Source organism: uncultured Methanospirillum sp. (assembly GCF_963668415.2).
Lineage (GTDB): Archaea > Halobacteriota > Methanomicrobia > Methanomicrobiales > Methanospirillaceae > Methanospirillum.
This window is the reverse complement of record NZ_CAXXDL010000001.1, coordinates 859,209-871,690: the sequence shown is the minus strand read 5'-3', so window position 1 is coordinate 871,690 and position 12,482 is coordinate 859,209. Positions and strand designations below refer to the sequence as shown.

Annotated in this window: 11 protein-coding genes; 9 read left to right on the top strand and 2 right to left on the bottom strand. The window is 33.3% G+C overall.

The window, feature by feature from the left end; translation table 11 throughout:
• Nucleotides 1-161: 161 nt before the first annotated feature.
• The 9 genes from ACHZA2_RS04025 to ACHZA2_RS03985 all read left to right on the top strand — a co-directional run bounded on the left by ACHZA2_RS04025 (nucleotide 162) and on the right by ACHZA2_RS03985 (nucleotide 8,669).
• Nucleotides 162-1,154, top strand: coding sequence for an NAD-dependent epimerase/dehydratase family protein (locus ACHZA2_RS04025; protein WP_319578624.1), 993 nt, complete (start codon nucleotides 162-164; stop codon nucleotides 1,152-1,154).
• Nucleotides 1,155-1,274: 120 nt separating this feature from the next.
• Entirely contained in the window at nucleotides 1,275-2,054 is a 780-nt protein-coding gene (locus ACHZA2_RS04020; RefSeq protein WP_319578623.1) for a radical SAM protein, read from the top strand.
• On the top strand, nucleotides 2,003-2,128 hold the full coding sequence (locus ACHZA2_RS04015; protein WP_394698636.1) for an SPASM domain-containing protein: 126 nt from the start codon (nucleotides 2,003-2,005) through the stop codon (nucleotides 2,126-2,128). Before ACHZA2_RS04020 ends, ACHZA2_RS04015 begins: the two co-directional genes overlap by 52 nt.
• Nucleotides 2,129-2,245: 117 nt before the next feature.
• On the top strand, nucleotides 2,246-3,376 hold the full coding sequence (locus tag ACHZA2_RS04010; protein WP_319578622.1) for a glycosyltransferase family 4 protein: 1,131 nt from the start codon (nucleotides 2,246-2,248) through the stop codon (nucleotides 3,374-3,376).
• Nucleotides 3,377-3,378: 2 nt separating this feature from the next.
• A complete protein-coding gene (locus ACHZA2_RS04005) occupies nucleotides 3,379-4,125 on the top strand; it encodes a methyltransferase domain-containing protein (protein WP_319580937.1) in 747 nt (248 codons plus the stop codon).
• A 34-nt stretch (nucleotides 4,126-4,159) separates the two neighbouring features.
• Nucleotides 4,160-4,954 carry an ABC transporter permease gene (locus ACHZA2_RS04000; protein WP_319578621.1) on the top strand — a complete coding sequence of 265 codons (795 nt, stop codon included), beginning with the start codon at nucleotides 4,160-4,162 and terminating at the stop codon, nucleotides 4,952-4,954.
• Nucleotides 4,955-6,187, top strand: coding sequence for a polysaccharide ABC transporter ATP-binding protein (locus ACHZA2_RS03995; RefSeq protein WP_319578620.1), 1,233 nt, complete (start codon nucleotides 4,955-4,957; stop codon nucleotides 6,185-6,187).
• 297 nt (nucleotides 6,188-6,484) lie between these two features.
• Nucleotides 6,485-7,480, top strand: a complete 996-nt coding sequence (locus ACHZA2_RS03990) for a methyltransferase domain-containing protein (protein WP_319578619.1) — start codon at nucleotides 6,485-6,487, stop codon at nucleotides 7,478-7,480.
• 175 nt (nucleotides 7,481-7,655) lie between these two features.
• A complete protein-coding gene (locus tag ACHZA2_RS03985) occupies nucleotides 7,656-8,669 on the top strand; it encodes a glycosyltransferase (protein ID WP_394698479.1) in 1,014 nt (337 codons plus the stop codon).
• A gap of 193 nt (nucleotides 8,670-8,862) precedes the next feature.
• Here ACHZA2_RS03985 and ACHZA2_RS03980 read toward each other — a convergent pair whose 3' ends face one another.
• Together ACHZA2_RS03980 and ACHZA2_RS03975 are read right to left on the bottom strand one after the other, a co-directional pair.
• Nucleotides 8,863-9,990, bottom strand: coding sequence for a glycosyltransferase (locus tag ACHZA2_RS03980; RefSeq protein WP_319578617.1), 1,128 nt, complete (start codon nucleotides 9,988-9,990; stop codon nucleotides 8,863-8,865).
• Between the two features lie 290 nt (nucleotides 9,991-10,280).
• Complete coding sequence (locus ACHZA2_RS03975; RefSeq protein ID WP_319578616.1) at nucleotides 10,281-12,200, bottom strand: FG-GAP-like repeat-containing protein; 1,920 nt, start codon at nucleotides 12,198-12,200, stop codon at nucleotides 10,281-10,283.
• Nucleotides 12,201-12,482 lie beyond the last annotated feature (282 nt).

Below are 12,482 nucleotides of genomic sequence, written 5' to 3'. Positions count from 1 at the left end.
GCAATAATGAATATGGTAATTATTCGTTGTATTATTTAAATATGGGAACCTTTATTTCATGATCTGACAAATTAATAATACCATTTAAACTTCATTATCAATCAGAACATACAAAAGAACTGCTACGGTATTAGTAAAAGTCAAATTATTGTTTTGTGAATATGCAACAGAAAATACTGATAACAGGCTGTGCTGGATTTATTGGAAGCCATCTTGCCGAAAAGCTTCTTGCAGATGGAAATTCAGTCATTGGGATTGACTGCTTTCGGGATTATTATGATCCTACGATAAAAGAGCGAAATATTTCCGGATTTGTCAATCATCCTAACTTCACCCTCATTCGAGAAGACATCTGTCAAATGGACTCTTTTCCGGACGTGGAATATGTCTTTCACCTAGCGGCCCAGGCAGGAGTCCGGGCATCATGGGGTAGTTCATTTGATAGGTACACTCATGATAATATCATAGCCACCCAGCGACTTCTTGAATGGTATAAAGATAAGAAAGAATTAAAAAAGTTTGTTTACGCTTCTTCATCTTCGGTATATGGGGATGCTTCGGTTTACCCGGTATCAGAAAAGGTTATCCCCCAACCGATTTCTCCTTATGGTGTTACAAAGCTGGCAGCAGAGCATCTTTGTCACTTGTATTATGTGAATTATGGGGTTCCGACCGTTTCTCTTCGGTACTTTACCGTATATGGTCCCCGGCAGCGACCGGATATGGCAATCCATAAGTTCATGCGTGCGATTGTTGATGGAAAAGAAATTGAAATTTATGGCGATGGGACCCAGATGCGTGATTTCACGTATGTTGATGATGTAATCCGGGCAAATATTCTGGCCGCTGAAAAAGGAGTGCCTGGTGAGGTTTATAATGTTGGAGGGGGGAACCGGATTGAGTTACTTGAATTAATTCGAATAATTGAAAAAAATGTTGGTCGAAGAGTAATAGTTACTAATATCAGGTATCAAAAAGGGGACGTTAAAGATACATGGGCAAGTATTGTTCATATGAAAGAGATAAATTGGAGTCCCCTTATTAGCATAAAATCGGGAATTGGTTCAATGTGGGATTGGTTTACTCAAATATCCAATAATAATTCTGATTTATCAGACCAAAAAACACTATTGCATGATAAAGAAAAATTTTAATGAAGAATTTCTGAAATTAGTTATTTCCCTTATTATTGTTATGAATTAATAACAAAATCGCTGTGGTAAAATTTTCTTTGCATAATTATTGTTTAATCTTATTAAGGAGATGCATATTGTATGTTTTATGAACGACTTGGATTAGTAAAACGAAGTCATGTTTCAATAAGGAATGAAGAAAAAGACGACAGTAAAGATGAGGCTGAAATCAAATATTATTCAAATCAATATTCTGTGAATGGACAAGTTGAACTTTTTCAACAGGTAATAATTGAGACACAAAGTAATTGTGATAATAATTGTCCTTTTTGTCCTCAATCACATACTCAACGCCAATATTCTAGAATGGAATGGGAGACTTTTACAAAGATAATTGATGAGTTCTGTGCTATTAAATATTCTGGAAGAGTAACTTTATTTATTACTAATGAGCCTTTATTGGATGAGAGAATCGAGGCAATGATTCAATATTGTCGGCAGAAATCAAGTCGAATATTTATAGACCTGAATACTAACGGGAAAATTCTTTTAATAGACCTTCTTGATAAATTTATACAAGCCGGGTTAGATAATATCAACATTGAATTATATTATCCACATGGGGAGGAATCAAATCTTCCATATATTCACACAATTCAAGAAATTCGTCAATCATATAAAAATAATCCTAAAATTGATATTCACACAAGGAGTCTGGAAGAACAACTTTCAAACAGAGCTGGAAATACCAAAAAGGCGGTAACTAATCTTCCTCTAAATTGGTTTTGTAATTATCCCTTTAGAAAAATTGCGTCGGAACAACAGGGGATGTTATCTTATGTTGTATGGATTTTTTATATTCTGAGAAAATTGGGAATATCCTTGAAACCCCATTACATGAAATATGGTACAATCCAATAATGGAAAATTATCGCCGTAATTTATTACACAGACATAGGATTGGGCTCTGTAGTAAATGTGATTTTGTTCCATAAAATAAAATCTTATTTCGGGGTGAATGCGTTAGAATTATTCTACTTAAAAATGTTGTGGTGAACAGACTTCTGATATTTTAAGCCGATTATTCAGATCTAATATATTTTTACATAAACATGAATCTAAATTTGAATCTCTTTTTTACCGGTGGTATCAGCCTTCAGACCTGGAAAGAAACTGGATTAATAAATCGCGAACTCGCAATATATCGCCGATTGTTCTCTTCAAATATTCGCACAAGACTCATAACTTATGGGCACCCCTCGGATCAGGAATTTAAGAAAGAAATTTTCCCGCTTAATGTAATAACCACCCCATGGTTATCCACAACGGGGAATACAACCCGAAGATTATTTATTCGGCATTTCCCTTCTTTAATCACTGCTGATGTATTAAAAACGAATCAAATTATCGGATCAGAAATTCCGGTAAATGTTAAGAAAATCTTAAATAAACCTCTTATTACCAGATGTGGCTATTTACATAGTATTTTTACTCAGGAACATACTTCAGACAGAAATCAGATCGAGGCTGCAATTGCAGTTGAGGTTGCTGCATTCCGGAATTCTGATAGGTCTATTGTTACATCAGAACTACAACGACAATATGTAATCGACAATTATTCGATAAATCCGGATATTATTTCCGTTATTCCGAATTATGTTGATACTGATCTTTTTTCTCCTCTAAATAATGAGGATAAAAAATGGGATCTCATATATATTGGTAGGAGTGACTCCCAAAAGAACCTGATTAATCTGTTAAAAGCAATACAGATGTTACGCGACAGGGGAGAAGAAAAGAGCCTTCTCTTAGTGGGGGGGGCCGGGTCTGATCCTGTGATCTCCGACATTATTCATAAAAATCACCTTCCCGTAACCCAGATTCCAAACCTTCCAAATGAACATCTTCCCCACTATCTGAATGCATCTCGGGTATTTATTTTGCCTTCATTGTATGAAGGACACCCAAAAATTCTTCTTGAAGCAATGAGCTGTGAAATCCCTTGCATCGGGACTCCTGTACCCGGCATTCAGGAAGAGATCATCTCCGGAAAAACTGGATTTTTAGCTTCTGGAATTTTTCCAGATGATATTTCATCGATTATTTCATATGTGCTTGATGATGAAAAAACATCTTCTCAGGTAGGAAAGAATGCACGGGAATTCATTCAAAACAATTATGGTCTTGATCATATAAGTAAGATTGAATCACACCTTATTCAGGATGTGGTGAATTCGTGGTGACAATGAACTTTATAAAAAAAATCTGGAACAAAAACGATCCTTCTACTATTGATTCAATCATTGAGTTGATTGATCAAAAAGTAAGTTCATGCTCTCCTGAAGAAGAAATTCGTTTTCTTTTAGAACTGGATAACCGGTTATATCCCTATATTGGACAGGCAGCAATAAGATACGGAAATGGAATTCATACGAAACATCAGCATATTAAGTATCATGATTTTTTTATCCGAAATATTCAACCCGGTGAACGGGTCTTGGATCTTGGATGTGGAGATGGCACCTGTGCCTATGACATCGTTACTCATGTGCCTGGATGCAAAGTAGTAGGCATTGATCTAAATGAAAAATCGATCACTTTTGCGCAGAATAATTATGCTCATGAAAACCTTATGTATATCAAGGGAGATATTGTCAATTATAATTATTCAAATCAATCAGATGTGGTTATCCTCTCGAATGTTCTTGAACACATTGAGGATAGGATTTCTTTTTTAATATATATCCGAGAGACAATTAATCCTGAAAAATGGCTTATCAGAGTTCCGGTTTATGAACGTGACTGGAGGGTACCTCTGAAGGATGAACTGAGTATCGATTATCGGTTGGATCCAACTCACTTTACCGAGTATAAAAAAGGTGAGTTTGAACAGGAGCTCATAGAAGCAGGATTAAAGATTATGGATGATGAATATGGGTGGGGTGAAATGTGGTGTGTTGTTAGTAAAACAAATTTGGACTATAAATTATAATATCTTTCTTAATAAAATCTAAAAGGTGAAATGAGTGAAATCAAATCTGTCAATATATCACAATCGGATGAAAAACCATATTATCCCTCTTTTTATTACTCTAGCCAAAAGGGATATATTTGGAAAATATCGTAGGGCAACAATGGGTTCATTGTATGCAATTATTCAGCCTCTTGGATACATGCTGACCTTTTTGTTATTAAGTAAGGTTGTTGGACTAACATCTGGGGGGATTCCCTATGTTATCATGTTATTAACAGGATTAGTACCCTGGTTGTTTTTTAGTAATGCAATAACCTGCTTTGCATCTATTATACAGGTTAATAGTGATTTAATAAAGAAAATGCCAGTTACAAGGGAAGTTTTTATATTAGAGGGATTAATGACTTCCTTTTTTGATTTTATTATATCATCATTGATTCTTTTTTTGTTTACAATATGGTTTCATATTCCATTTTCTATATCTTTAATCTGGTTACCTGTAATAATACTTATTTTATTTTTAATAATGATTGGACTAGGGTTTTTTGTTGCAGTTCTTGGAGCAATCAGGACAGATCTACAGTTTTTGCTACCTTTTCTTCTTCAATTATGGATGTTTGCATCCCCTGTAATTTATCCATTGTCGCAAGTACCGGAATCTATGAGATGGATTTATTCAATTAATCCAATGACTGGAATTATTGATTCTTATCGAATGGTAATTGCCTACGGTATAAATCCTGATCCTCTTCTACTGGGTATTTCATTATTTTTTGGTATTATATTGGTGCTATTAGGATGGCCTTTTTTCAGATATTATGGACAATACTTTGCAGATGTGATTTAAATGAATGATATGGATGATGTTATTATATCTGTTAATAATCTATGGAAAAAATATGGAGTTATCAACCCTGTATATATATCACAGATTTTCCAATCTATATCGTCGAAGGTTAATCGATATCATGACAATAGTATTTGGGCCCTGCAAGATGTTTCATTTGAAGTAAAAAAAGGTGAAGTTTTTGGTATTGTTGGTCGTAATGGAGCAGGGAAGAGTACTTTACTTAAAGTTATAAGTGGTGTTACGCCACCAACTAGTGGAACGGTTGACATACGTGGTACAATTTTTCCAATGATTGAATTAAATGCTGGAATGCATATTGATTATACTGGGAGGGAGAATGTTCATCTTCTTGGTACGATAATGGGACTTTCTTCAAAAAAAATTGAATCCTTAATGAAGGAAATCGAAGAGTTTTGTGAATTGGGTGATTGGTTTGATCGACCTGTCCGGCATTATTCAAGTGGAATGATTGCTCGTCTAGGCTTTAGTGTGGGGGTATCTGTTCAAACTGATGTTTTAATTGTTGATGAAGTATTATCAGTGGGGGACTTGATATTTCAGAATAAATGTTTTTCAAAGATTAAGGAAATGCGAAATAAAGGAGTGACGATTTTGCTAGTTACTCATTCTTTAGATCAGGCTCAGTACTTATGCGAGAGAATGATATATCTTGAAAATGGAACTATATTCAGTGAAGGCGATCCTGTTTCAGTGATAAATGCCTATGAAAATCAATGTAACGTCTACAGCATACGGAGACGTAAGAAAAATACTGGTGTCATAACTTCCTACTATAATTTTGACGAAAAATCTTTTAGTATAAATGATTCTTGGTTAGAAAATGCAATCCATGAGAAAAACGGTGAGATAGACTTTAAATCTGGATTTAGTGTGTTTTTTTTAATAAACTCAAAATATAATTTATCAAAACTTTTGTTCACTTTTGCAATCCGGAATGATAAAAATGATAACTGTGTTTGGGATATGTACGAAGGATATTTAATTCAAGGAAATTGCGGTGAAAAATTTACGATTTCAGTTAATATTCCTCCGTCTTCTCTTAGTGGTGGTCAATACAGTATTAACTTTGTAGTCCGAGACTCTGATAGTTATCGCCAATTAATTCGGTACACGGGATTACTCCCCTTTTATGTTCCAAAAAAAGAAAGAGAAAGGGGAATAATTAATATACCCCTTCATTGGGAGGTATTGATCGATGAAACAGCTTGAACAATTGGGTTATCGTGTAACATGAAAAATTTCACACAACTGTATATATATTATTTACAATGGGGCTCTTTATGGACTAAATTTGTTTAGAGCCATGTTTTAAGGTGATAAAATAGAACTTGATATAGTCCCTTTTTATAGTACATCATTTCTGATTTGGTAAGAATACACGATGCAAAAGTTATAGTAATTTAAATAAAAAAAATTTATAATACTATGAGATTCAAAAACAAAAAAATGAGTAATATAAGTAGTTCTTCAATTTATTTATTCATCCTAATACTGCGAATCAAACTGATGACGAAATTATTAAAAGGATTTGATAAAAAAATTATTTTTAATTTAATTAATTTCCTCGTTAACAAGGATTTAGAAAGTGCAATAGCATATTTCTCATGTAATTATCAAAAAATATATGATAATAACGATAATCTATGTATATTTTATAATGTCGTTAATTCGTGTTATATTTTTAATTTATTTCAGAGTTCTAAGAATAGATATCAACTATTATATTGGGCCTTAAAAGGGAAGGGATATACCGACTCAATATTTCATATTCCAATAAATTATTTATGTTATATATCTTTAAACTCTATTAATTATCCCAGTGAGATATTAATTGATAGGTTAGAAGAATGGAAAATTTTATACTTAGCAAATGAAATTCCATTTAATACCAAAAAAATATTAGCCTCTTATTATATACAGAAAGACAATGATGATAATCTTTTTAAAAACCATGTTGAGGCATCGCCATTATATTTTTTAAGAAAAATGCAGCAACCAAATCTTGTTGATTTTTTAAAATTAATTGAAATTTTTCCGTATCTTTCAATTACTAGTAAGATACTTGATTATGGGTGTGGTTCAGCGGATCTTAGTTTATTATTAGGAAAAATGGGATTTTCGGTATCAATTTGTGATATTGATGGTGGAAATTTAAACGGTGCTTTGAAACGTTTTTCTATACGAGGTATTAATTTAGAAAATGTTTACAAATCGACTCCAGAAAAACCAATTCCAATTATTTCCATGAAATTTGATTTAATAATTGCATTAGAAGTAGTTGAACATGTGAGAGATCCACTTCAATTGTTGGAGACTTTCAACTCTTCTTTAAATAATAAAGGTATCATTATTTTGGGTTCTTTTCCCTTTAATTCGACTGACGATACTGGAGACCATCTTATTGAATCAGTGTCACTTCAAAACGAATTATTAAAATGGATAAATACTCACTGGATAAGAATGCCCGGAATTCAGTATGGAAATATATTCCGGAAAAATTAGTCATTTCTTACGTTCTTCCTTAGCTCCGAGGGGTCATAACGAGCATAAACAGATATATTTATCGGGTTTAATTAGATTTATAGCGCAAAATCAAATAATTTCAATTTTAATAAATAATCGATTAGAATATTTCTATAGGATATGAATTATGACTTACTATTATAATGTTTTGATTATGGATTTTCAAGATCCCGAAATTTTCGGCTCAACGAGAATTTGGAGGGATAATTTATCGAAATGGTTAATGAACAGTGGGTGTAGTGTGACTCAAAATTGTTGGGATCGCTTAGAGTCATATGATATTATTATTTTTGGTAAATATTCAAACCCTGATGATATCATTCGTTGCATATCTAAAAACCAACTTATTGGGTTGGTAAATCCTCCATTTTTTGATAAGAGATGGAGGCCCATTTTGAGAAAATTAGATTTTATTATTGTTGGATCTGTTGAGGAAAAAGATTACTGTTTACAGTTTAATACAAATGTTTTTATTATTCCACTAGTTGAAAGAATGTTTATAAAAGAAAAAATTCATGTCCCAAATGTTGATGGCATGGTAACCTTAGGTTATCATGGAAATATGGAACATCTTCACCAATTTTATCCAAATATTTCAGCAGCTTTGGATGAGTTATCCGATTTTCTCCTACTTAAATTAAATGTAATATATAATATCCGTCAACATGGAATATGGACATATGGAAGACCCAAGAAGATTCAGGTGGTTGATATTCAAATAGATAGTAACACAATTGAAGATGAGTTGTTAAAAATTGATATAGGATTATGTCCTGGATTAAATAATCCCTCTCACTTTTCTTTCAAAGTAACTGAATTAATTAATAGATTTTTGGTTATTAGAACTAATCCGCATGAAAATGACTATATTATTCGGTTTAAGCAAAAAACGAATGCGGGAAGATCATTTGTATTTCATCAATTAGGAATACCTGTAATTAGTGATTTTACACCAAGTAACTTTCATATATTATCTGATCCTGAATGTGGGTATTTAGCCCATTATAAGGAGGGATGGAAACAAGCAATTATTGAATTAGCGGAATCACCACAGATGAGACAAATAATTGCAAATAATGCAAAAGAAAGATTTAATGAGTTATATGACCCAATAAAATGGACTAAAGAATTTTTAGCGAAAATCGATAAAATTAAAAAGACCTCATGAGTCTTTCGCATTCACTAAATTTATGATCTGAACAACGAAGTTGATGTAAAACTACACTTAAGAATACCCATATCTATAATCTTATTCATAAGCCTCCAATATTTCCAGTCAAATGGGAGAAAAGAGAACTATTCTATCTCTATTCGGCTTAATTCCACTGTTCTGGATAGAAACCCTCGCACTCAGCACACTATCAGTTAGAGTTATATACAGTTATAATAATTTCTTTTATTTTAGGACCGATTACATTTATATCATGATATCTTTTTATATTTTCAATTGCATTTTCTTTGAATTTCGATAAATTTTCAATTAAGATTTTAAGGTTAAATATTGGATTGGCTGTATCAATAAACAAACCTGATAGTAAATCCGGTTTTTTAATGATTTCTGGTATTCCTCCACTATCTGCACATAATATTGGTAATCCACAACTTAATGCTTCTATTACAGTATTAGGTGAACAATCATTTATAGAAGGAAATATTAACAGATCTGCTCCACGATATATTTTTGCAAGTTCATATCTATCAATAACGAGAGGAATTTGAGTGACATTAGATAATGTTTTTATCCTGTAACCAAATAGCGGATCTAATTCTTGCCTTCCAACTAAAATAAAATGGATTTCCGGGTTATTTTTTAATAACGTAGCAAATTCTAATACTGTTCCGAGTCCTTTTCGTGGCATTCCGGTAGCTGCGACATGAAGAATCTTTATTTTGCCTTTAAATTCAAATTTTTCACCTCTCTCGTTAAATATTTTTCTGTCAACGGGATTGCCTATAATAACTGGATTTTTAAGAGTCAATCCTTTTTGCAATCCAAAAATTGTTTTAACATCTGTTTCCCAGATAGTTTTACAATATTGAGATTGAAGAATTGTGATTGAAGCTTTTTGATTTAATTTGGATATAGTTTCATCATATCCATATACTTTACATAATACTAAATATCGATCATCTAATCGATGAATAATTTTTGCATGTGGATTTCGAGCCAGAATTTTATTAATACGAGCCTCATAATCTAAATTTGGGCGATAATAACGGTTTAATCCTAACAACCGTAATAAATATGGATTATAGAAATAATTAGTGCGTAAATTTAGTAAGAATTTTTCTTTTTTAGACAAATGGTATGCATAATGGGATCCCCCATTAAATATCATTATAATATCACAAGGATCTCCGTCCTTCACCAGAATAAAGTTACTATCAGTTTTTAAATAATCGTATAGAACTTGTGGATAACTTAAACCCATAAATGTGGAATTATCGGTTGTTGGGTAATCTAAAAAAACTTTGATTTTTTTCATCATAATATCGAGGAATAATTGTTTTATTGATATAATAAATAATTATTCCTTTAATTTCAGTTCTTTCATCTATATCTTCAGTTTCCCTTAAAAATATTTTTTTGCCTCTAAATGACAGAAATATAGTGGCTCATCGCGGAAAACCGTGGGTAATTTTTTTCAAATACGACATTTACTGTTCAACATACCGATGACAGAGTCCTTTACCTGACCTCTCTATCCTAACTGGGAGGGAATAATCCCCTCTTTTTGCATGGCGGGTTTTTCATACAAAATTAAATGCAGAGAAGGTCTCACCACAACACACCAACAATAGGTATATCTCCATTGACTCCATAGTTAATCGTTTTATATGTGGTTCCGGATGAGGAGGCTAAATACCATTTCCCGGTACTTGGTCTGTATACTCCAACTTCATCCATCCCATCATCATTCCAATCTCCAATTACAGGTATGTCCGAACTCACTCCATAACTAAACGATTTATACGTGGTTCCCGAGGGGGAGGCTAAAAACCATTTCCCGGTACTAGGTCTGTATACTCCAACTTCATCAATCCCATCACCATTCCAATCTCCAACTACTGGCGTATCTGCACTCGCTCCATAACTAAACGATTTATATGTGGTTCCCGAGGGGGAGGCTAAATACCATTTCCCAGTACTAGGTCTGAATACTCCAACTTCGTCAAACCCATCACCATTCCAATCTCCCATAACAGGGGTGTCCGAACTCACTCCATAACTAAACGATTTATTCGTGGTTCCGGATGAGGAGGCTAAATACCAAACACCTCCGGAAGGACGCCAGACGCCGATATTATCAGGAAATGCAGACCCAGTTATTGTAAATCCATTTGTGAGTGTTACCGATTGGTTATCGGGATTTGTAACAACAACATTCCAGGTTCCTGGTAGTGCTCCGGTTATTGGGAATGTGCATGTGATCTTGGAAGAATTGAGGACAGAAACAGATGTTGCGGATATTTTTGTTGATCCGGAAGACGTAATCATATTTGCTGAATTGGACCTGATGAGGTTAACTGATGCGTCAGACTGGAAGTTTGTACCTGCGAGATTGGTGATTTTGACTGATGCGGTATTCGGGGCGGTAGAGGGAGTAATACTGGAGATGGTGGGAGTTGTGATCCAATTAATTGTGTACTTAAAGAAAAACATGTTCCAATCATTATTTATTTTCCACACGTAATCAGAATCCATTTTCATAAGAAATGTTCCGTCAGGATGGGCGTCATTCACTCCCCAACTATTCAAAACCGTCCAAGTCCTTGAATTTAAATCATATCCAACAATAAGCATCATATGGCAGAACTCTTTTTCATATGAAAAACTTTTCCGACAATCGGGTTCATATATATTATTCCCCTCATTAACCCAAAAATTATTAAAATCTCCCCAACTACCGCTCTTTCTATTATCAGGAAAAGCCATATTTAGCACAACTGGCTTTCCCTCATCTATACTATCTCTTATCCAATCAATCGCCTGTTCTTTAGTAGTAAAATCATATTGGGGTATGAAATTGAAATTTGAAAAAGAATAGTTTGGTATAGTTGAAATATCCCCTAAATGGGCGGATTTCTCATATGGATTATCGAAATCTTGGTAATCTGCATTTGCATTACTCGAAGGAATGAAACATTTAATGTTTGGATTTCCGAAATCCTTACTGTTATAAAAATTAGTAAGATCAGACAGATATCCACCTGCCCCAGCATATCTTCCAGAGTAATAAAAATATCGATCTACATATCCGATAGAAAGTTTATCACTTATTCCGGTACTGATATTATGGTCGATCTCCACTGCCCCTGTACACGCCCAGACCCAGCAGTTACCGTAAGACCCTTGATTTCTATTTTTAATGTCAGTCCATGGTAAATAATCATATAATGAGTTAAAATATTCGTCACGTGATAAAATTTTTAATTCAGGAGCCTTTTCTGTGCTGAGCCGTATCAACTGATTTTTCTCTTTTCTCATATCATCAGTCACTTCAATAGGCTTATAGTCAAATCCGAGTAATTCAGTAGAATTATTCGTTGTTCCACCTTCATCTACAACGGTTTTGGTATAAACCACAGTTTGTTCTGCGACTGATCCGATTGAAAAACCGATGCAGATAATAAATAATGAAACAAAGAAAAAAATTATATATTTTTTCATCAACAAATTTAATAATTTTCGTTTCATAGTATTAACACCAGACCTTTTTTCAGAAATATATCCACCTGAAAGTATATGATTTAATAAATATATATTGGAGTGATCAAATTAACATATGAAAATAAGAGAAAATATCAAATTATATATTTTCATGGAAGAACGAACCGAATCCATTATCTCTCCGAAATGATAGGAAACTAGACCAATAATTACTGGATACTATCATTTTATGAGAAATCAGCAAACTCGATCTTCTCCTCGCCAAAGGTTAACTCAATAATCATGTTGATAAACTCGACACGCTACAAG

Excerpts from the sequence above, each read along its gene's own strand:
- ACHZA2_RS04025 (WP_319578624.1), top strand. The coding sequence starts at position 162 with ATGCAACAGAAAATACTGATAACAGGCTGTGCTGGATTTATTGGAAGC.
- ACHZA2_RS04020 (WP_319578623.1), top strand. The coding sequence starts at position 1,275 with ATGTTTTATGAACGACTTGGATTAGTAAAACGAAGTCATGTTTCAATA.
- ACHZA2_RS04010 (WP_319578622.1), top strand. The coding sequence starts at position 2,246 with ATGAATCTAAATTTGAATCTCTTTTTTACCGGTGGTATCAGCCTTCAG.
- ACHZA2_RS04005 (WP_319580937.1), top strand. The coding sequence starts at position 3,379 with ATGAACTTTATAAAAAAAATCTGGAACAAAAACGATCCTTCTACTATT.
- ACHZA2_RS03995 (WP_319578620.1), top strand. The coding sequence starts at position 4,955 with ATGAATGATATGGATGATGTTATTATATCTGTTAATAATCTATGGAAA.
- ACHZA2_RS03990 (WP_319578619.1), top strand. The coding sequence starts at position 6,485 with ATGACGAAATTATTAAAAGGATTTGATAAAAAAATTATTTTTAATTTA.
- ACHZA2_RS03985 (WP_394698479.1), top strand. The coding sequence starts at position 7,656 with ATGGATTTTCAAGATCCCGAAATTTTCGGCTCAACGAGAATTTGGAGG.
- ACHZA2_RS03980 (WP_319578617.1), bottom strand. The coding sequence starts at position 9,990 with ATGATGAAAAAAATCAAAGTTTTTTTAGATTACCCAACAACCGATAAT.
- ACHZA2_RS03975 (WP_319578616.1), bottom strand. The coding sequence starts at position 12,200 with ATGAAACGAAAATTATTAAATTTGTTGATGAAAAAATATATAATTTTT.